At 67.9% G+C, this 19,468-nt stretch carries 19 protein-coding genes; 1 reads left to right on the forward strand and 18 read right to left on the reverse strand.

Annotated features, from left to right (window positions below; all coding sequences use genetic code 11):
* The 17 genes from V5F77_RS26100 to V5F77_RS26180 form a co-directional block, all read right to left on the reverse strand.
* On the reverse strand, positions 1-806 hold an 806-nt coding region (locus V5F77_RS26100), incomplete at its 3' end, for an ABC transporter substrate-binding protein (RefSeq protein ID WP_429008049.1).
* Between the two features lie 206 nt (positions 807-1,012).
* Positions 1,013-2,272 carry a 3-hydroxybenzoate 6-monooxygenase gene (locus V5F77_RS26105; RefSeq protein ID WP_429008050.1) on the reverse strand — a complete coding sequence of 420 codons (1,260 nt, stop codon included), beginning with the start codon at positions 2,270-2,272 and terminating at the stop codon, positions 1,013-1,015.
* A 71-nt stretch (positions 2,273-2,343) separates the two neighbouring features.
* The gene (gene maiA, locus V5F77_RS26110) at positions 2,344-2,985 is read right to left on the reverse strand and encodes a maleylacetoacetate isomerase (RefSeq protein ID WP_429008051.1); all 642 of its coding nucleotides are present in this window, start codon (positions 2,983-2,985) and stop codon (positions 2,344-2,346) included.
* Positions 2,982-3,701: a fumarylacetoacetate hydrolase family protein gene (locus V5F77_RS26115; RefSeq protein WP_429008052.1), complete on the reverse strand. Its 720-nt coding sequence runs from the start codon at positions 3,699-3,701 to the stop codon at positions 2,982-2,984. The genes maiA and V5F77_RS26115 overlap by 4 nt, the downstream gene beginning before the upstream one ends.
* Before the next feature lie 72 nt (positions 3,702-3,773).
* Positions 3,774-4,535, reverse strand: coding sequence for a maleylpyruvate isomerase family mycothiol-dependent enzyme (locus tag V5F77_RS26120; protein WP_429008053.1), 762 nt, complete (start codon positions 4,533-4,535; stop codon positions 3,774-3,776).
* Positions 4,532-5,635, reverse strand: a complete 1,104-nt coding sequence (locus tag V5F77_RS26125) for a cupin domain-containing protein (RefSeq protein ID WP_429008054.1) — start codon at positions 5,633-5,635, stop codon at positions 4,532-4,534. Before V5F77_RS26125 ends, V5F77_RS26120 begins: the two co-directional genes overlap by 4 nt.
* Before the next feature lie 319 nt (positions 5,636-5,954).
* On the reverse strand, positions 5,955-6,683 hold the full coding sequence (locus V5F77_RS26130) for an SDR family NAD(P)-dependent oxidoreductase (RefSeq protein ID WP_429008055.1): 729 nt from the start codon (positions 6,681-6,683) through the stop codon (positions 5,955-5,957).
* Positions 6,684-6,756: 73 nt separating this feature from the next.
* On the reverse strand, positions 6,757-7,950 hold the full coding sequence (locus V5F77_RS26135) for an ABC transporter substrate-binding protein (protein WP_429008056.1): 1,194 nt from the start codon (positions 7,948-7,950) through the stop codon (positions 6,757-6,759).
* Positions 7,951-8,040: 90 nt separating this feature from the next.
* The gene (locus V5F77_RS26140) at positions 8,041-8,736 is read right to left on the reverse strand and encodes an ABC transporter ATP-binding protein (protein WP_429008057.1); all 696 of its coding nucleotides are present in this window, start codon (positions 8,734-8,736) and stop codon (positions 8,041-8,043) included.
* Positions 8,733-9,452 carry an ABC transporter ATP-binding protein gene (locus tag V5F77_RS26145; RefSeq protein WP_348841997.1) on the reverse strand — a complete coding sequence of 240 codons (720 nt, stop codon included), beginning with the start codon at positions 9,450-9,452 and terminating at the stop codon, positions 8,733-8,735. The genes V5F77_RS26140 and V5F77_RS26145 overlap by 4 nt, the downstream gene beginning before the upstream one ends.
* Positions 9,445-10,458 carry a branched-chain amino acid ABC transporter permease gene (locus V5F77_RS26150; RefSeq protein WP_429008058.1) on the reverse strand — a complete coding sequence of 338 codons (1,014 nt, stop codon included), beginning with the start codon at positions 10,456-10,458 and terminating at the stop codon, positions 9,445-9,447. Before V5F77_RS26150 ends, V5F77_RS26145 begins: the two co-directional genes overlap by 8 nt.
* 3 nt (positions 10,459-10,461) lie before the next feature.
* Complete coding sequence (locus V5F77_RS26155) at positions 10,462-11,304, reverse strand: branched-chain amino acid ABC transporter permease (protein WP_429008059.1); 843 nt, start codon at positions 11,302-11,304, stop codon at positions 10,462-10,464.
* Between the two features lie 69 nt (positions 11,305-11,373).
* Positions 11,374-13,128: an FAD-binding protein gene (locus V5F77_RS26160; RefSeq protein ID WP_429008060.1), complete on the reverse strand. Its 1,755-nt coding sequence runs from the start codon at positions 13,126-13,128 to the stop codon at positions 11,374-11,376.
* 66 nt (positions 13,129-13,194) lie between these two features.
* On the reverse strand, positions 13,195-14,610 hold the full coding sequence (locus tag V5F77_RS26165; protein ID WP_429008061.1) for an FAD-dependent oxidoreductase: 1,416 nt from the start codon (positions 14,608-14,610) through the stop codon (positions 13,195-13,197).
* Between the two features lie 71 nt (positions 14,611-14,681).
* Entirely contained in the window at positions 14,682-14,924 is a 243-nt protein-coding gene (locus V5F77_RS26170; RefSeq protein ID WP_429008062.1) for a hypothetical protein, read from the reverse strand.
* Positions 14,925-15,164: 240 nt separating this feature from the next.
* Positions 15,165-16,661 carry an FAD-dependent oxidoreductase gene (locus V5F77_RS26175; protein WP_429008063.1) on the reverse strand — a complete coding sequence of 499 codons (1,497 nt, stop codon included), beginning with the start codon at positions 16,659-16,661 and terminating at the stop codon, positions 15,165-15,167.
* 447 nt (positions 16,662-17,108) lie between these two features.
* Positions 17,109-17,894 (reverse strand): SDR family NAD(P)-dependent oxidoreductase, encoded by a 786-nt coding sequence (locus V5F77_RS26180; RefSeq protein WP_429008064.1) that lies wholly within the window; start codon positions 17,892-17,894, stop codon positions 17,109-17,111.
* A gap of 176 nt (positions 17,895-18,070) precedes the next feature.
* Between V5F77_RS26180 and V5F77_RS26185 the strand changes: the two genes are divergently transcribed.
* On the forward strand, positions 18,071-18,574 hold the full coding sequence (locus tag V5F77_RS26185) for a MarR family winged helix-turn-helix transcriptional regulator (RefSeq protein WP_429008065.1): 504 nt from the start codon (positions 18,071-18,073) through the stop codon (positions 18,572-18,574).
* Positions 18,575-18,711: 137 nt separating this feature from the next.
* Here the strand turns inward: V5F77_RS26185 and V5F77_RS26190 are convergent.
* On the reverse strand, positions 18,712-19,468 hold a 757-nt coding region (locus V5F77_RS26190), incomplete at its 5' end, for a tyrosine-type recombinase/integrase (protein ID WP_429008066.1).

The raw sequence follows: 19,468 nt of genomic DNA on the forward strand, positions 1-19,468 counted from the left end.
CCGGCGGCGAGGCCGAGGGCATGCACGTCGGTTAGATAGACTGCGAGGCCGGCGAGGCTCTGGCCCTTCTGCACGATACCGAACTCTTTCGCCTGCTTGACCGCAGTGGTGAAGTCGCTGCCTGCGTCAGCAAGAGCGATGACCTTCGCGGCCGATCCTTGGGCCTGCAGCAGGAACGACGACAGATCAGACGTGTTGAGGGGGTGTCTCACCGCGCCCACCACGGTTCCGCCGGCATCCTTGACGATCTGGCCGGCCTCACGCTCCATATCGTGACCGAAGGCGTAGTCGGCCGTGATGAAGAACCAGCTGGTGCCGCCCGACTTGACCACTTGCGACCCGGTGCTCTTGGCGAGACTGTAATTGTCGAGCGTCCACTGCACATGATTGGGGGAGCATGCATCTCCGGTGAGGCGGTTGCTATTGGAGGTGGTGATCACAGCGACCTTGTTCTTGTCCTTCACGAGTCCCGCGACGGCCAGAGCGATCGCGGAATTCGGGATATCCACGATCATGTCCACGCCGCCGACGTCGAGCCACTGCCGCGCGATGTTCAGGCCGACGTCCGGCTTGTTCTGGTGATCGCCGACCACGATTTCGATTGGGATGTTGCCCACCTTCCCGCCGAACTGCTCGATCGCGATCTTCGCCGCCTCCACCGAGCCGGGGCCCGCCATGTCGGCGTAGATGCCAGACTGATCGTTGAGGACACCGATGCGTACGACGCCCCCCGTGAACTCCGCGCGCGCCGGAACCGGGGCGACGGCGACGCAGCCCGCTGCCAGCGCTATCCAAATCTTCAGCATGGTCGTCCTCCCTATTGGGCATGTGTCTCCATGCCTTTTCTTGAATATCTTTTTCGTCCTGCAGCCGGATGGGCCGTGGCCTTCCTAATGCCTATCGCTCCTCCTTCGCCCGGCTGGCTGTGCTCCGCACGCGCCGGCGGCCGGGAAGCAGGAGAGATTTCGGCAAGCCGCAGACGCGGATAGCGATGGGGGCATCCCGTTCCGGCTCAGGCTTCCACAACGGTCAATGGCTCCGCATTCGTTTGCTCGGCGGTCCGCGACTGCGGCGCCTCCGGACCAAAGGAGCCGGCGATGCCTGAGCCCCCGTAGAGCCAGTCCACGGTGCGATACCAGTCCTCGGGGCTCTTGGAGCGGATGATGGCGTTGCGCAGGTCCGCATGGCCCCCGGCCGGGTGGTAGATGTGCTCGCCAATCCAGCGCGACTGGAGTTGCACCCGGGCGGTGCGCAGCCGCCGCTGGTTCTGGTAGGCGCGGAAGGCGGCCTCGATGTCGCTGGTGGCGGCGCAGGCGTTGGCGAGGCACACCGCATCCTCCATGGCCATGCAGGCGCCCTGGGCGAAATACTGCAGCATGGGATGGGCCGCATCGCCGAGCAGAACGACGCGGCCGTCCTGCCAGTTCTCCACCGGCTCGCGGTCGCACAGCACCCACAGCTTCCAGTCGCGGCCGTGATCGATGATGCGTCTGGCGCGCTCGTTCACGTGCTCGAAGCCGCGGCGCACCTCCTCGGCCGTCACCGGCTGGCCCGCCACCGGCTCGGGGGCGTCGTTGTGGTAGGTGACCACGAGGTTGAACACCTTCCAGCCCGACAGCGGGTAGTGGACGATGTGGCACTTCGGGCCGGCCCAAAGAGTGGCCGCATTCCAGCGCAGGTCCTCTGGCATGTGCTCGGTGGGAATGACGGAGCGGTAAGTAGTGTGGCCTGACACCCGCGGGTTGCCGTCACCCACCACCTTCTTGCGGACGTTTGACCACAGGCCGTCGGCACCGATCAGGGCAGCGCCATGCACCGTCTCGCCATTGGCGAGGGTGCCGGTGACACCCGCCCCGTCCTGGTCGTAGTCCACCACTTCCGCGCTGGTGCGCAGCTCCACCAGCGGGTTGGCACGGGCGGCGCTGAGCAGCACGCCGTGCAGGTCGCCACGGTGGATGACGCCGTAGGGGTTGCGGAAGCGGTTGCGGAACGCGTCGTCGAGGGGGATGCGGGTCAGTTCCTCGCCACTGATGGCATCCATGAGGCGCAGGCTGTCTATATAGACCGCCATGGCGCGCGCCTGATCGCCCACGCCCAGCCAGTCGAAGCAGTGGAAGGCGTTCGGCCCGAGCTGGATGCCGGCGCCGATCTCGCCGAGCACCGGTGCCCGTTCGAGGACGGTGACGCAGAAGCCGTGCTTGGCGAGGCCAAGGGCAGCAGCGAGCCCGCCGATGCCGCCGCCGGCGACGAGGATGGAGCGCTTCTCGGACATTTCGTTCCCTTTCGGCAGGTATTGTGTGGGGCCCGCCGAGGTGGCGGCGCGTAGGCCATGGTGCAGCCCGCTCAGGCTGCCTCGGCGTCGGGCTGGCGGGCGGGATGGGCATCGGCGAAGGCGGGAAGCGCCTCGCAGACGGCGCGCAGACGCCTGAGGCGGGGCATGCCGGCGAGGTCCACGCCAAAGCGGTCGGCGGAGAACATCTGCGGGATGAGGCAGATCTCGGCGATGCCCGGGGCCGCGCCGAAGGCAAAGGGCGCCTCGCGCTCGCGCGCCAGCAGCGCCTCGCAGGCGGCGAGGCCGTCGCCGATCCAGCGCCGGCACCAGGCATCGAGCGCCGCCTGGTCGGCGCCGAGCTCGCGCTTGAGATAGTCCAGCACCCGCAAATTCTGCAGTGGGTGGATGTCGCAGCAGATGGCGAGGGCGAAGGCCCGCGCTCGTGCCCGCGCCGCCTGATCGGTCGGCAACAGCGGCGGTTCCGGATGAGTCTCCTCCAGCCACTCGATGATGGCGAGGGATTGGGTGAGGATGGTTCCGTCCTCCACCAGTGCCGGCACCAGGGCCTGCGGATTCACCGTACGGAACGCGTCCGCGCGCTGCTCGCCGCGCCGCAGATGGATGGGTGCGAGCGGCGGGGCGAGGCCCTTCAGGTTGAAGGCGATGCGGCAGCGATAGGCGGCCGAGCTGCGGAAATAGCCGTAGAAGGTCATTCCGCCGCTCCTACGGACAGCTCCACCGGGGCGAGGCCTTCGATGGTGCCGAGGATCTGGTCGCCCGCGACCACGGGTCCGACGCCGGCTGGGGTCCCGGTGTAGATCAGGTCACCCGGCCCCAGGTGGTAGTAGCGCGAGAGGTGGCTGATGATCTCCGGCACCGACCAGATGAGGTCGGACAGATGCGCGTCCTGCTTCACCGTCCCGTTCACCGTGAGGCGGATGGGCTGGTCGGCGAGCGCGAACCGGTCCGCCCGCGTGAGGGGCGCGATGACGGCGGACTGCTCGAAATCCTTGCCGAAGTCCCACGGCCGCTGCTTGCCGCGGGCTTCGAGCTGGAGGTCGCGACGGGTCATGTCGAGGCCTGTGGCGTAGCCGAACACCGCCTTCGGCGCATCCGCCACGGCCACCTTGTAGGCCTCGGCGCCGATGGCCACCACCAGCTCCATCTCATAGTGATAGTTCTGCGTGCCCGGTGGATAGGGCACGCGCGCGCCGGTGTGGACCAGGGTGAGCGGCGACTTGGTGAAGTAGAACGGCGCCTCGCGATCCACCTCGACGCCCATCTCCTTGGCGTGGTCGGCATAGTTGCGTCCGACGCAGAAGATGCGCCGCACCGGATACTCGGCCCGCTCGCCACGCACCGAGACGGAGGGCAGCGCGGGCCGGGGAAAGACGAAGGTCGGCGGCTCAAGGGTGGCAAGGTCAGTCAAGGCATTCCTCCTGAATGATGCGCGGAGCCCGGTCCGGGACCAGGATGGAAACGATCTCGGCAGTGGCGCGGCCTAGCCCCCATCCGCGGGGCCGGGGAGGTCGGGCAGGTCGCCGGCGAGGCGGCGCGCGCCCCGTCCCGCGAGCCAGCGCAAGAGATCGGGGGTCCGGCCGGAAACGTCCGTGTCCGCGCCCGTTAGGCGGGTCTCGGCCTGCGACGTCGGCATCGGGTCGAAGGTGAACCCGGCGGCGCCCGCAAGCGTGGCGAGCAGCCGGCCAGCGAGCTCGGACGGAAAATCGCTGCAGGAGCCGCCGCAATCGAGATCGACGGCGTGCAGCCACACTTCCTGCGCCCGCAGCCAAGGCGTGTCGCGGACGGGGAGCGGCGCGCCGCTCCGGCCGCGGGCGTCGACGTCCCAGCCGGCATCGGCGAGGTCGCGCCACTCCACGTCGAGATGCACCGCGGCGTGGCGGAAGAGGTTGCGCAGCGCCCGCGGCGGCAGGCTCGCGCCGGTCTCGATCTCCTCTGCCCGCGCCGCCTCGGAGGCGTACATGGGCAGGTCGACCCCGGTGCGCGCGCCTTCCACGAGCCGCGCCAGCGCCCGCGCATTGTAGCCCACATGGGCGATGACGCGGGCTCGCGTCCAGCCCGGCACCAGGGACGGCGCGCCGAAGTCCTCGTCCGGAAGGCCGTTGAGCACCCGCGCGAAATAGGCCGTGCCCCGGCGCGCGAGGGCGAGCTCACCCGCCGGGGCCAGACCCGCGTCGTAGCGCGCCCCCGGGCCCTGTCGCGCGCGCAGGGCCTCCCGCGCGGCGCTTTCGGCGGCCCCCGTCACCGATCCACCTGCTCGACGGCGGTGCGCGCGAAGGCGAGCCGCTCCATGATGGGCGCATCGGAGAAGCGGAACAGGTCGAACTGGTCCTCGGCCCACAGCGACCACGGCACCCAGGACGGAACGACGAAGAGGTCGCCCACCTCGAGGGCGTGCTCCTGCCCGCCGATCACGACGCCGCCGCGGCCGTCGAACACCTGGAACACGGTGGAGCCCACCTCGCGGCGGGTCGGCGTCACCGTGCCCGCGCGCAGGCGGTGGAACTCGGCGCGCATGGTGGGCAGCACGTCGCCGCCATTGGTCGGGTTCACGTAGCGCACGGCGGCGTGACCCTGCTCGACGGTGGCGGGCTGGCCTTCCTCCTCCAGCAGGAGCTGCTCGGCGAGGGCGCGGTCGGTGTGCTCCCAGCGATAGGCGCCGATGGGCGAGGACACCGTCTCCTTCAGCCCCGAGAGGGGGCGCAGGCCCGGATGCGCCCACAGCCGCTCGCCCCGCGAGAAGCGCGGCGTCGCGTAGTCGGTGACGCGCTCCGAGCCGAACTCGAAGAAGCCGACGTCGTTCTGATAGCTGAAGGGAATGTCGAGGCCATCGATCCAAGCCATGGGCTGGTCGGTGTCGTTGTGGTGGCCGTGGAAACACCAGCCGGGGGTGAGCAGGAAGTCGCCGCGGCTCATGCGCACTGGGTCGCCGTCCACCACGGTCCATACGCCCTCGCCCTCTATCACAAAGCGGAAGGCGTTCTGCGCATGGCGGTGCTCCGGCGCGGTCTCGCGCGGGCCGAGATACTGGATCGCCGCCCATAGGGTAGGGCTCACATAGGGCCGGCCGCCGAGCCCGGGATTGGCGAGGCCGAGCGCGCGGCGCTCGCCGCCCCGGCCTACCGGCACGAGGCGCCCGGATTCCTCCGCCAGCGGCAGCAGCTTCTGCCACTTCCACACGTGCGGCACCGCCTTGGGCGCCGGGTGGACGGGCATGAGGTCGTCGATCTGGGTCCACAGCGGCATGAGATGCTCGGCCGCGAAGCCTTCGTAGAGGGCCTTCAAGGCCGGCGTATCCTCGGGCTGCATGGCGTTGGCCACGTCCGCGTGGGTCATCATGGACATCAGGCAATCCTCCCTTTTTCGCCGGTGGACCGGCGGGACGGCAGGCTGAAGTCCGGCGTGCGGGATGCTCCGCCGGACTGGCTCTGCGGCGATCGCGCCATTGAGCGAGACGGCCGCGCATCGTTCTTCTGTTGAACCGGAGACATTCGCCCCGGCTAGTTAGAACGTATACTGTTTATCAGTATACGTGTCAATCGACGGCAACTGATTCCGGAGCAATTGGTGTAAGATTACTAGAAGGGAAAGCAGAGGGTTGTGCCCAACCCGCGGGGTCTCGGCCTCAGTTATGGGCGGCGCCGGCTTCATGCCACGCCCGCCCTCAGTAGGACGAGCGGCCGCCGGAGATGTCGAACGCCGCGCCGGTGGAAAAGCTGCACTCGTCCGAGCACAGCCACGCCACCATGGCGGCCACCTCCTTCGGCTCGCCCACTCGGTTGACCGGTATCTTGCTGCGCGAGGCCGCCACCGCCTCAGGCGACATCTGCTTCAAGAGTTCGGTTCCGATGAGGCCGGGCGTGACGCAATTGACGAGGATGCCGGTCTCGGCGAGTTCGCGCGCGAGCGCCTTGGTGAGAGCGATGACCCCAGCCTTGGCGGCCGAATAGGCGGACATGGTGGGGTTGGCCTCCTTGCCCGCCACCGAGGCGATATTGACGATGCGCCCGGACGCGCGTGCCCGCATGCCGGCGATGACCGCGCGGCTGCACAGGAAGACACTGTGGAGATTGACCTCCACCGTGCGCCGCCAGGCGGCGTAGTCGTAGTGTTCGAGCAGCTCGGTGGGGCCGGTGATTCCCGCATTGTTGACGAGGATGTCGATGCCGCCGAGCAGGTCGTCGGCGCGGATGGCGGCGGCGGCAACCGCCGTCTCGTCGATCACGTCCACCTTCTGGAAGAGGAAGCCGTCGCGCTCGCCCTCCTCCACGGCGAGGTCCCAGATGGCGACGCGGCAGCCGGAGGCGGCGAGCCGCTCGGCGATGGCGCGGCCGATGCCGCCGGCGCCGCCCGTCACCACGGCGCCGCGCCCATTCAGATCGATGGTATTCAAGCCACTGTCCCCCAGTGTGAGCGGGCCGCTGCGGGGATGCGGCGGCCCCAGGTCGACGCCGGCGGGCGGCGGATCACATCTTGCAGGCCGGATCGGGCGCCGGCATCGCCTCGGCGGCGCTGACCACCATGGTGATCACCGGCTTCGGCTGGCCGTTCACCTCCACCATGTCGCCGAAGAAGTTGGGCACCACCAGCTGGTGGTCCTCCTTGCGCATCAGCGCATCGCCGAACACGGTCCTGAAGGTGGTGCCCTCCATGGCGGCGCTGACGTCCGCGGGCTTCACGCTGCCCGCCTTCTTCACCGCCTGGAAGATGACCTGCATGCCGATATAGGTCTCGCCCTCGAAATTGGAGGGTGTCGTGCCCGGATACTTCTTCTCCCACGCCTGCACGAACGCCTTGTTCTCGGGCGAATCGAACGTGGAGCTATAGTTGATCACGCCGAGAATACCCTTGGCGGTGTCTCCCAGTGTCTTGGCTGTATTGTCGGTGACGAAGCTCACCCCCGCCGTGGTCACCTTGCCGAGCAGGCCGAACTGCTTGGCCTGGGTGGCGAAATTGATGGCGTCGCGCCCCGCGAGCGCGACCCAAAGGCCTTGCGCCCCTGAATCGGCGATCTTCTGGATATAGGGAGCGAAATCGTTGGTGCCGAGGCTGGCGAAGCCTTCCGCCACCACCGTCTTGCCGGTTGTCTCGGCGGCCTTGGCGAAGCTCGCCGCCGAGTTGCGGCCCCATGCGGTGTCGGAGGCCATGATGGCCCACTTGCCTTCATTGCGCGTCGCCAGCCACGGGCGCACCACGGCGGCATCCGAATAGTCCGGGTGGTTCACGCGGAAGAGCCGGCGGTTGCACGACTTTCCGGTGATCTCGTCGGCCTTGTTGATGGTCGCCACATACATCGCGTCCCAGCGCTCGAGCTGCGGACCGATGGCGAGTGCCTCGCCGGACGCGATGGCGCCGGTGAGGATCTTGTAGCCCGACAGAGCCAGCTTCTCGGCCTGCTGGCGGGCTGACTCGGCCTTGGCCTGGGTGTCGAGGAAGCGCACCTCCACCTTGCGCCCGTCGACGCCGCCGGCGGCGTTGGCCTCATCCACCGCGAGCAGCACGGCGCGGCGCGCCTGCTCGCCAAGGTCGCCATAGGGGCCGGTGAGCGCGGTGGGCACGCCGATGAGCAGCGGTTCCTTCTGCTGCGCCAGCGCCGGCCCGCCGAGGGCCAGCGCGGCGAAACCCGTTGCGGCCAGTAATACACGCCTGTTGAGCAACATCTTTTCCTCCCGGTTCTGTTTTGCTTTGTTGACCTGGTCATCACGCCCTTTGGCGCGGGTGCGCGCGGCAAGTGCGCGGCGGGCGCGCGGTCAAACCGCCACGTGCTTCTTCAGCGTTTCCATGGACAGGCCGGACAGGTGGCCTTCCTCGACCACCGCGCCCTTCGAGAGCACGTAGTAGCGCTCCGCCACCGACCGGACGAGGCCGAGGTTCTGCTCGATGAGCAGGATCGACGTGCCCTTGTCGGCAAGCCTGGTGAGGGCGTCGCCGAGTTCGTCCACCACCACCGGAGCAAGCCCCTCGCTGGGCTCATCCAGGATCAGCAGCTCCGGGTTCGACATCAGCGCGCGGCCGATGGCGAGCATCTGCTGCTGGCCGCCGCTCATGGCGGTGCCGAGCGTCTCCGCGCGCTCCCGAAGGATCGGGAACATGCCGAACACCGCCTCCAGGTCCCATGGCCCCGGCCGGCCCGGCGCGGCGCCGAGCGTGAGATTCTCGCGGACCGTGAGGGTCGGCACGATGCGCCGCCCCTGGGGCACGATGGAAAGCCCCGCGCGCGCCGCCGAATAGGCGCGGATGTCCGACACCGGCCGGCCCTTGAAGGCGACCTTCCCCGCCCGGCGCGCGGCGACGCCGATCAGCGTGTTCACCACGGAGGTCTTGCCGACGCCGTTGCGGCCGAGGATGGCCACCCGCTCGCCCGGCGAGACCTTGAGCGAGACATCGTGCAGGACCCGAGCCGAGCCGTAGCCTGCATCCACCTTTTCGAGATCAAGGAGGGTCATGCGGCGGCGCTCCCGAGATAGGCCTTCACCACGTCCGTGTTGCCGCGCACCTCGTCCGGCGTGCCCTCTGCGAGGATCTGGCCGAGATGGAGCACCGTGACGCGTGCGCAGATGGAAAAGATCACCTCCATGTCGTGCTCCACGATGAGCACGGTGAGGCGCCAGCGTTCAGCCAGATCACGCAGCATGTGGGCGAGGGCGATGGATTCGCCCATGGTCAGGCCCGCCGCCGGCTCGTCGAGCAGCAGCACCTTGGGCCGCCCCACCAGCGACAGGGCGAGGTCCACGCGCCGCTGGTCGCCGTAGGAGATGTCCGCGGCGCGACGCTCCGCGTGGGGCAGCAGGTTCAATTCGCGCAGCACGTCCTCGGTGTTGTCCACCTCGGCCTTGCGGGCGGCGAGCTCCACCTGCTTGCGCACCGTGAGCTCGGGAAAGATGTTGGTCTTCTGGAATGAGCGCGCGAGCCCGGCGTGCCGGCGCGCGCGTTCGCTCAGGGCACTGATGTCCGCCCCTTCCAGCAGCACCGTGCCCGACGAGCCAGTGCCACGGCTGCGGCCCGAAAGCACGTCCATGCAGGTGGACTTGCCGGCACCGTTGGAGCCGATGAGACCGCGGATCTCGCCCCGGCTCAGCGAGATGGATACGTCCCGCAGAGCGGTGAAGCCGCCGTATTTGCGGGTGAGGCCGCGCGCCTCGAGACTCAGGGCCTCAACCATTGCGGCCTCCCTTGATGCGGCTCACGAGAAGGACGATGGCGCCGGACAGGCCCGTCGGCAGGGCAACGGTGACGGTGATGAGCACGATGCCGATGAGCGCCTGCCAATGCTCGGTGTAGCTGCCTGCGGCATCGCGCAGGAAGAAGAACACCACCGCCCCCAGCGCCGGCCCCCACAGGGTGCGCGCGCCGCCGATGATGGCCATCACCAGCGCCTCGCCCGAGAGGCTCCAGTGCAGCACGTCCGGCGTGACGAAGCCGTTGTAGAGGGCGAACAGCACGCCACCCATGGCGGCGATGCCGGCCGACAGGGCGAACACGATGGCGCGGGGCACCAGCGTCTCGTAGCCGATGAAGCGGGCCCGCTCCTCATTGTCCTGAATGGCGAGGGTGAGCGTGCCGAGATGGCTGCGCGACAGCAGCCACAGGACGGCGATGAGCGCCATCAGCACGATCCAGCACACCACGAACATGGTCTCGGGACGCTGGAACGTGGCGATCGGCAGGCCGAACAGCGTGCTCGGCAGACGCGCCGGAAGGCCGTCCTCGCCATTGGCCAGTTCCCGCCAGCGCATCATCAGCTCGTGCAACGCCTCGGCCACCGCCAGGGTGAGCATGGAGAAGGCGACGCCGGAGACGCGCAGCATCACGAAGGCGACGGCGAAGGCCACCGTAGCCGGCACCAGCACGGCGGCGACCACGACCACCTCGGCCGAGACGATGCCGCTCTGCGCCGCCAGCGCCACGATATAGGCCGCTCCGCCGAAGAAGGCGGCGTGACCGAAGCTCACCAGCCCGTTCTGGCGGATGAGGATGCCCACGGAAGTCGCTAGCACGGCGCCGATGGTGGCCTGGGTGAGCAGGGTGAGCAGCAGCGCCGAGCCGATATGGCCGGGCACCAGCGCCCCCGCCACCGCGACGAGCGCAAGCGTCACCGGGAAGGCGATGCCGCGCCGGGCCATGGGGGCCTCGGCCAGGGTCGTGGAGAGGTTGGAGGTCTCGCTCATGGGTCAGGTCCTCACGATGCCATTGGGGCGCCAGATCAGAACCGCCACCATGAGGATGAGCGGGATCATGGACGCGATGTGGGGCACGTAGACCACCCCGAGATTGTGCAGCTGGCCGATGACCAGCGCCGCCACGAAGGCGCCGGTGAAGGAGCCGAGGCCGCCGGTGACCACCACGATGAAGCTCTCGATCAGGATCGAGCTGCCCATGGAGGGCGAGAGTGCGAGCAGCGGCGCGGCGATGACGCCGGAGAGGCCGGCCAGTGCCGAGCCCATCCCCACCACCAGCGCACTCAGGCGCTCGGTGTCCACGCCCTGCATCCCTGTTGTCAGCGGATCGACGCTGGAGGCACGCACATAGAGGCCGGCGCGGCTCGTCCTCAGCCAGAGGCTGAGCCCCGCCGCCACCAGCACCGCCACGGCCACCACGAACAGGCGATAGACTGGAAAGCTGGTGTCGCCCAGCGCCACCGTTCCCGAGAGCGCCACCGGCGTCGGAAAGCTGAGCAGGTCGCGCCCCCAGATGGTGCGCACCACATCCTCCAGAACGAGCAGGATGCCGAAGGTCACAAGCACCGTGACCATGGGTTCCTCCTTCTGGAGCGGCCGGAACACCAGGCGGTCAAGCGCGACACCGAGGACGGAGAGCACCAGGATGGAACAGGCCACCGCCGCCCAGAAGCCGAGGACCATGTTGGCGGCGTAGCCGACATAAGCGCCGACCATGAACAGAGCGCCGTGGGCGAAGTTCACCACCCGCCGCAGGCCGAAGATGAGCACGAGGCCCACGGAGAGAATGTAGAGCAGGCCGCCGTAGACGAGCCCGTTGAGGATCTGGATCAGCATGCCGCCCCCCCCTTTTGGCGCGCGCCGGCGCAGGCGTGTTCAAAGCAGCGCATGGTCGTTCCCTCTCGTTTATTGGGCCGCGTCCAGCCCTTGGTGCTCGTCGCCCTGGCGGGGAGTGGAGATGGCCTTGCCCGCGGCGTGCATGGCGGCCCGGTAGGCGAAGACGATGGCGGGGCCGAGCGTGGTTCCCGGTCCCGGATAGGTGCCGGCCATGATGGAGGCCATGTCGTTGCCGCAGGCGTAGAGCCCGGGAATGGGCCGGCCGTCCGCGCCGAGGACCCGGGCGTCCAGGTCGGTGGAAAGCCCTGTGCTGCAGGCGATTTCTGCCGGCCACACCTCCACCGCGCAGAACGGGCCTTTCACGACGGGGGCGAGGCATGGATTGGGCGTGTTGGCCGGATCGCCGTTGAAGCGCGACAGTTCCCGCGCCCCCTTGCCGAAGTCGAGGTCGACGCCGGTCGCGGCAAAGCCGTTGTGGCGCGCGACGGTCGCCGTCAGCGCCGACGGATCGACACCGATCCCGCGCGCGAGGTCCTCCAGCGTCGGGGCAAGGAAGATGTAGCCGCTCTCGGCGAACGGCTTCAGGCTGGTCGTTCCCGGATAGATGGCGCCCAGGCCGTACTTGCGGACAAAATCGGCCTCGCAGATCAGATAGGCCGGAATACTCGGCGTCGTCCTGTTCTCCGCGAACATGGCCTCCACGAAATCATGGTAGGAGGCCCCCTCGTCCACGAACCGCCGGCCAGCCTTGTTGACCGCGATGAGGCCGGGCTTCGCCCGGTCGAGGGAGAGATGCGGGAACAGCCCCTGAGATCCATCCTTGCGGCGGAGGGCGGAGACGGGGGTCCAGAACGCCCCGGTGCCGTGCTCTCCGGGCGCGATCCGCGCGCCGGCCTCCTGGCCGAGGACGATGCCGTCGCCGGTGTTGCCGGCCGCCGCGAGCGAGCGTTCGGGAATGGGGTCCGGCATGAAAGCGGCACGAAGGGCCGGGTTGTGCGCGTAGCCCCCGGTCGCCAGCACCACGCCCTTGCGTGTCCGCACCCGGATCAACCCACCGCCCGTCTCCTCCAGCACGGCGCCGGTGACGCCGCTCGGCCCGCGGATGAGGTCCTTCACCGAGGTGCCGAACGCGATCGGCACATTCGCCTTGCGCAGGCTGAAATAGAGCCGGGCCACCAGTGCATTGCCCATGACCACGCGGGTGCCGCGGGAGTGCCGCAGGCGGTCCGAGAGGTAGCGGAAGAACAGACGCGCGGAATAGGCGAAGTTCGCCCACGACTCGAAGCGGCCGAGGAGGCGCGGAATATCGTCCTTGCCCACCATCATCCCGCCGAACACCATGAATTCGGGGATAGGCGGGCGCACCCGCGCGAAATCCTTCCCCAGGAGACGTCCGTCGAACAGGCGCGGCACGATGGCCCGCCCGCTCACCGCCGCCCCTGGGATCTGGGACTGGTAGTCCGGATGCCTGCCGCAGGGGATGAACTGAACATCCGTGTGCGCCATCAGGTAGTCGATGGCCTCGGGGCCGGTGGAAAGATAAGCCTCGCGCAGTTCCGCGTTGCCTGCGTTTCCAGCCAGCGCCCGCATGTAGATGTCAGCCTGCGCGGCGCTGTCGTCGTAGCCGGCGTCGCGGCTCTGGTGGTTGCCGGGAATCCAGAGCGTGCCGGCGGAGGTGGAGGCCGTGCCACCCACCTGCTGCGACTTCTCGCTCACCAGGACATCGAGCGCCTCGCGCGCGGCGATGAGCGCCGCCGCCATGCCGCCCGCCCCGGCTCCGGCGACGAGGAGATCGACTTCGCGGTCATAGTTGGGATGTGACACGGGATCGCCCTCGACGCTGTCACCAGGGATTGCGGCGGCGCGTGCCGCCTCGGGAATGGGCGTGGGTCAGGCCGCCTTGGCGGCGAGCTGATCCAGAAGCGTGTCGCCGGCTATCAGGCCGAAGACGCTGGACTTGGACAGGCCGCCCGAATAGCCGGAGCGGCTTCCGCCCTCGAGCCCGCCGGTGGTGGCCCCGGCCGCGAACAGGCCGGGGATGGGCGCGCCGTCCGCGTCCAGCACCCGCGCGCGCGCATCGGTGGCGATCCCACCCATGGTGTAGGTCACCCCGGCGCAGACCGGGACAGCGTGGAACGGCCCCTTCAGGATAGGCCAGGCCTTGTAGCGGGTGGTGGTGCGCGCGGGCGCGACCGCCGCCCCGCCCTGGGCCGCCGCATTGTAAGCCGCCACCGTTTGCGCCATCGCGTCCGCGGGGATGGCGAGCTGTTGAGCCAGCCCTTCCAGCGTCGGCTCGGAGACGAGCGCTCCGCCCGCGCTGAGGAGATATGGGTTGGCCGGCAGCAGCCAGTCGGTGCCCGGCCCGTTCCAGATGGCCTCGTCGAATACGATGACCGCCGAGAGCGGATCGGCGAGGCGCGCGATGGCGTTGGTGACATGGACGCCGCCCAACCCCTCGTCGCAGAAACGCGCGCCCGCGCCGTCCACCACGATGCCGGCCGTGGCGAGAGAATCCAGCACCGGATAGGGCCAGAAGCGCTCATCCGTCATGGCCGCGCGATACTGGACGTGACCGTAGATGCTCTGCATGCCGACTAACTGCGCGCCCGCCGCTTCGGCCATCCTGAGGCCGGCCCCGTTGCCGGTGCGCGCATTGCGCATGAGCAGGCGCTCGGGGGCGGGCGAGACGAAGCGTCTCATCAGCTCCATGTCAGCCTGGAAGCCGCCGTCGGCGAGCACCACGGCGCGCGCGGGCAGCACCGCCTCGACGCCGTTCTCGCGCACCCGGAGGCCGGTGCAGCGCTCGCCCTCCATGACCAGGGCCAGTGCCTCGACCCCGCGGCTGAGCGTACCGCCCCGGCGGCGCAGCACATCGGCGAGGGTCCGCAGCATGACGTCGCCCGCGCGGCCCTGCCAGTGCAGGCCGGTCTGGCGCACGCCGGGCGGGGCGAGGGAATTCTGCCTGAGGCCGTCCGGCCCCGCCTTGATGAAGCGGATGCCCTGCTGCTTCAGCCAGGCGAGGGTGCGGCGCGCATTGGTGGCGAGCGTGGTGGCGAGGGCCGCGTCGGTCTCCCCGCGCATCGCGCTTTGGATGTTGTCCACGACCCAGGCGGCATCACCCGCCATGTCATCCATGGCGATGTGGAACAGCCCGCCCGTGTAGCGGCTGTTGCACAGGTAGGCCTCCTCGGTGCTCTTCTCGATCACCCGCACACGCAGCCCGCCTTCGGCGGCGCGCACCGCGGCACACAGCCCGGCGAGCCCGGCGCCCACCACGACCACGTCCAGATCTTGCGAAACGCTCATCTTCAAATTTCCTCCCAATGGCAGGTCTTCGCGACCGCTCTCTTTGGATTTGGGCCCGGCCGGGGCCGAAGCTATTTCGGCATCAAAGTATCGGCGATGACCCTCAGGACCTCGACATAGCTGACGAGCAGCCCCGTGGTGACGACGCTTGCGAGGAGCCCGGCGACCACGATCAGCGGACCCCAGCCGGCCAGAACCAGATAAAGCGCGGCAAGGAGCGGCAGCACGCCGAATACCCCCGCCAGGATGAGCCCTCGCTTCACCAGAAAGCTGACCACCGGATAGGTGGGAACTTTGTATTCGCTCGATGCCAAGGGGTCCTCCCGTCCAACACTCGTGCCGGGGGACGCTGCGGACAAGGGGCGGCTGGAATGGCCCCCTCCCGCGGCGGGGTGGAGCCCGGCCGACGGAATTTCCGCGCGTTCCTCGCTTCACGCCTCGCGGGCGCTGATTCTTGTGATTGCGGCGCAGTCTCGATAATTAGTAAGAATACGTAATTGACGTATACTGTCAATATGCCTTCATCCCGTCGCGGCACTATTTTCCGGGTGCGCTCAGGCGTTGGCGCCGGCGGCATGGCGGCCCGCCAGGCGACCCGAGGTGAAGGCCCACGCAAGGTGATGCCCATGCCCCTCCAGCAGCAGCCCGCCCTGCCCGGTGGAGCCCACCGCATAGAGGCCGGGAATGGCACTGCCATCGGCGCGGGTGACCTGGTGATTGCGGTTCACCGTGAGCCCGCCGTCGGTGAGGATGATCCAGCTCTTCACCGGCCCGAGGGCGTAATACGGCCCCTTGGCCAGCTTCGGGCGGCCGGTGGCGGAGGCGTTGTAGCGCGCGATCTCGGCCTCGAGCCGCCCCGCCGGAACCCCCATGGAGGCGGCGAGGCCACCAAGGGTCGATGCCTTGTGGAACAGGTCCGGCCGATTGCGCCGGTAATCCTGCAGATAGGCATAGGCGACGCCGGGGGCCGTGGAGATGAAATACGGCCACCTGCGGAATTTCTTCGCCACCTCGTCGTCGAAGACGATGTAGCCGACCTTGTCCGGTTGCTTGCCAAAGGCGTAGTTCGGCTTGTCGAGCTCGTCGGCGAAGCGCTCACCGTTCTTGTTGATGAGGATGGCGCCTTCGCGGAACAGGCTCGGCTCCGGGCTGAGGTAGGTGGTGACGAACGACAGGATGAAGGGCCGCAGCAGCGCCGCGGGCAGGCGCTCCAGCGCGATGCGCATGGCATTGGTGAGCAGCGGATGCGGCGGCAGGCTGAGCAGAAGGCTCGGTTTCGGCGGCGGCATGAACCGCAGGTTCGGGCCGTAGATGATCTCGCCGAACTTCACCTGCGCACCTAGTTCCTCGCCGAAGCGGTGGCCGTCGCCCATATTGGTGGTATTCACGCCGTCCACGTCGGCGACGGCAGGGTTGAAGCGTCCCTTCCATTCGGGGCTCGATGAATAGTCGCCGGTGGCGAGGATGACGGCCCGGCGGGCACGGATCTCCTGCTCGCGACCAGCGATCTTGGCCACCACACCGACCACGCGGCCGCCCTCCACCACGAGCCGCTGCACGGCGGCATTGACGCGCGCATCGACGCCCACCTGCTCGGCTTCCCGGGCCACGAAATAGATGTAGGCCCGCGAGTTGGGAATGATGTTGTGCATGCGCGGCGCGCGATGCGGCGGCTCGGGCATGGGACCATAGAAGGTCACGCCGAGGCTCATCAGCCAGTCGACGCTCTCGGTGACGTTTTCCACCAGGATGCGGCGCAACTCTTCATTGTCGTTGGCCGCGAGATCTCCCGCGAACTTCGCCATGTCCTCGAAATGGGCCTGCGGGCTGTCCTTGATGCCCGCGCGCTTCTGGTGCCAGGTGCCGGTGGCGGTGATGGAGCCGATGGAAAGGCCGGTGCTGCCGCGCAGTTCCGTGTGCTTTTCCAGAAGTATAACCCTCGCTCCCGCCTTGCGGGCGAAGATCGCGGCGGTGAGGCCGGAGCCGCCGCCGCCGACGACGACAATGTCGGTTTCCTCATACGGGGCGCGGACATTCGTGGGGCGCGTCATTGTCACTCCCTGTACCCATGTGCTTGCGGAACCCGCCATTCCGGACGCCCATGGCGTCACGGGCGCAGCGGGCGCGCGAAACCGGGCTCATCTGTCTTGGCTTGGCGCTGAAGGGTGCCGGCTTGGCGTTCAAGTTGGGGCAATTGGCGTCGACTTGGATGCGACGTCGTTTTTGGCTTTCCGGCCGACGCTGGGCTAGCAACGGACGTGGTGGAGCGCGGATTTCTGGCGACCATGGTCGTCAGCCGCGCGCCACCCTCTCTCCCATGCAGTTCATTCAACCGAATTTAGACAGAACACAGATTATAAGTATACGCCTTAAATTCAAGCGTCAACTCGGTCAGGGGCGTCTTTCACGGCCCGAATCCGATCCGGGCACCCTCGCTTCCAGTGAAGGCCGTCTCTGCCTTCCCCTTGCGACAGAGCCGGTTTTCGGCACGGACGCGCTCACGCGGGCAGGTTGACGCCCGCTTCCAGCGAGATACGTCGCGCCGCCCCGCCGGCCTTGAAGCCGCCGTCGACAGCAAGATCCTCGCCGGTGATGAAGCTCGATTCATCGGAGGCGAGAAACAGCACCGTCCGGGCCGCCTCCTCGATGGTGCCGTAGCGGCCGAGGGGTGTCGCCCTGCGCCAGGGTTCCAGATGCGCGCCGCCGGCATTCAGCCCGGTCACGATGATGCCCGGGCACACCGCATTTACGCGGATGCCCCAGCCGACGAATTCCATGGCTGCGCTACGGGTGAGGCCCAGGAGGCCCGCCTTGGTGGCGCTGTAGGCGGGATCGTTGTGGCCCACATAGGCCGCGACGGAGGCGATGTTTACCACCGCGCCGCCACCCGCGTCGCGCATGGCCGGCGCTGCCGCCTGGATGCCCAGCATGGCGCCGGTGAGATTGACCGCGAGCACGCGGTTCCAGGCATCCAGCGAAGTTCCCATGATGCCAGTGCGGTTGACGATGCCGGCATTGTTGATGAGGGTCGTGAGACGCCCCTTCCAGGCGATGACGCCCGCGACCGCGTCCGCCCAGTTGGTGGGATCGGTCACGTCGAGATGGAAATAGCGCGCTTCGAGCCCATCATCCGAAATCTGCCGGGCGACCGCCTCGCCGGGCGCGTCAAGGACGTCGCAGATAGCGACGGCCGCCCCCTCGCGGGCGAACATCCAGGCCTCGCTCTCGCCCTGTCCCCGGCTGCCACCGGTGATGATCGCGACCTTACCCTCCAGGCGACCCATGCGCATCTCCCAATGTCGTCTGTGATTTTGGCCCGACGCCGGAAGGGAAGCTCCCGGCCCGCCCCGCAACGGCCGCGTTGCGTTAGGCGTCAAGCTGCGTCAAACTTGCCGTTGTTGAGCATTCTGTCAATCACCCATGGCGACCGCGCGCAAACCGCGAACCGGAGTTTTTCTTGATGCCCCTGAGCGATCTTTATTTGAAGCCGGGACACCTCATCCGCAGGGCGCATCAGATCTCATGGGCTCTGTTCCTTGATGAATGCGCGGAGTTCAACCTGACGCCGGTGCAATATGCGGCCATGGTGGCGATCGAGGAGCGCCCAGGGGTCGATGCGACGCGCCTGTCCTCGCTCATCGCCTTCGACCGTTCCACCATCGGCAATGTCATCGAGCGGCTGGAGAGCCGCGGCCTCGTGGTGCGCAAGCCGAGCGCGGAGGACAAGCGCCAAAAGCTCCTCTTCCTCTCCCGTGAAGGGGCGACGCTGCTGAAGAATGCGGAAGCCTCGGTGGAGCGAGTCCAGGAGCGAATTCTGGCCCCCCTCACTCCGACCGAGCGCAAGCAGTTCGTGAAGCTTTTGATCCGCCTCGCCACACTGAACAACGAGGCGACGAGCGCCCCCATCCGCGTGGTGGTGGACACGAATTCGATGGGTCGGCATATTCGAACCTCAGCCCGCTGATTGTCCTCCGATGAGTTTACGGCGACGCACGGTAGAGCACCTTGAACTGCCCCGAGTTTTTCTGGTCGGTCATGCGGCCATGCTGACGAGCGCCCTATCCGTTGTCCAGTTCCACGGCATAGGGAAGTTCTCCGGCCTCACGCGGCAAGATGATCGCATTCAGCATGTTCCGCATCCTCATCGCCGGCTGCCTTTTGTAGAAACCGGGCCAATGCCGCTTTCCGGGAGCCGCGATCCAGCGCATAGGCGGTCTGCTTGAACTCAACTCCGTCGAGCAGCCCCTGAATGTAGCCGGAGATCGTATCGGCTGCCATGATCAGCGCGGTGTCGAGGGTGTGGATGTAGTTGCTCGTGACCGATCCCTTCGCATGACCGACCAAGGCAGCGATCGTGACCTCGGTGAAGCCGAGATCGTTCGCGACGCTGGCGAAGCTGTGGCGCAGGATGTGAGGGGTGATGTCGGCCAGGGGCGAGGCCGCGAAGATCTTCTTCCAGTGATTGGGGAAACTCCCGAACGCATTCTCGCCGTCCCGGCCGGGGAAGACGTAATCTCCGAATGCCTCTTTCCGGCGCCTCTCCAGATATTCCACCACGGGCAACCCGATGGGTCGGACGGAGCTTCCCTCCTTGCTGTCGATCAGGCGGAGACAGCTCGAATCGGTATCGACTTCCGCCCATCGCAGCGTGACCATCTCCATGCGGCGGCATCCGGTGAGCGCGATCTGGCGGATGATCTCGACCGACATCCGGTAGCTCTCGTTCTCGGCCGCCGTCTTGAGAAGGTCACCGAGGACGCGATATTCGGCTTCGCTCATTCCTCCCACCGCGTCGAGATCAGAGGCGAGTCCATGCGAAAGAGGCTCGCCGAAAAGACCCTCGGGGCTTGATCCCGAC

This window comes from Roseixanthobacter psychrophilus (assembly GCF_043195195.1).
GTDB lineage: Bacteria > Pseudomonadota > Alphaproteobacteria > Rhizobiales > Xanthobacteraceae > NCEH01.

Coding starts and splice junctions, on each gene's coding strand:
- V5F77_RS26105 (WP_429008050.1), bottom strand. CDS start 2,272: ATGTCCGAGAAGCGCTCCATCCTCGTCGCCGGCGGCGGCATCGGCGGG.
- maiA (WP_429008051.1), bottom strand. CDS start 2,985: ATGACCTTCTACGGCTATTTCCGCAGCTCGGCCGCCTATCGCTGCCGC.
- V5F77_RS26125 (WP_429008054.1), bottom strand. CDS start 5,635: ATGTCCATGATGACCCACGCGGACGTGGCCAACGCCATGCAGCCCGAG.
- V5F77_RS26135 (WP_429008056.1), bottom strand. CDS start 7,950: ATGTTGCTCAACAGGCGTGTATTACTGGCCGCAACGGGTTTCGCCGCG.
- V5F77_RS26140 (WP_429008057.1), bottom strand. CDS start 8,736: ATGACCCTCCTTGATCTCGAAAAGGTGGATGCAGGCTACGGCTCGGCT.
- V5F77_RS26145 (WP_348841997.1), bottom strand. CDS start 9,452: ATGGTTGAGGCCCTGAGTCTCGAGGCGCGCGGCCTCACCCGCAAATAC.
- V5F77_RS26150 (WP_429008058.1), bottom strand. CDS start 10,458: ATGAGCGAGACCTCCAACCTCTCCACGACCCTGGCCGAGGCCCCCATG.
- V5F77_RS26155 (WP_429008059.1), bottom strand. CDS start 11,304: ATGCTGATCCAGATCCTCAACGGGCTCGTCTACGGCGGCCTGCTCTAC.
- V5F77_RS26165 (WP_429008061.1), bottom strand. CDS start 14,610: ATGAGCGTTTCGCAAGATCTGGACGTGGTCGTGGTGGGCGCCGGGCTC.
- V5F77_RS26175 (WP_429008063.1), bottom strand. CDS start 16,661: ATGACGCGCCCCACGAATGTCCGCGCCCCGTATGAGGAAACCGACATT.
- V5F77_RS26180 (WP_429008064.1), bottom strand. CDS start 17,894: ATGGGTCGCCTGGAGGGTAAGGTCGCGATCATCACCGGTGGCAGCCGG.
- V5F77_RS26185 (WP_429008065.1), top strand. CDS start 18,071: ATGCCCCTGAGCGATCTTTATTTGAAGCCGGGACACCTCATCCGCAGG.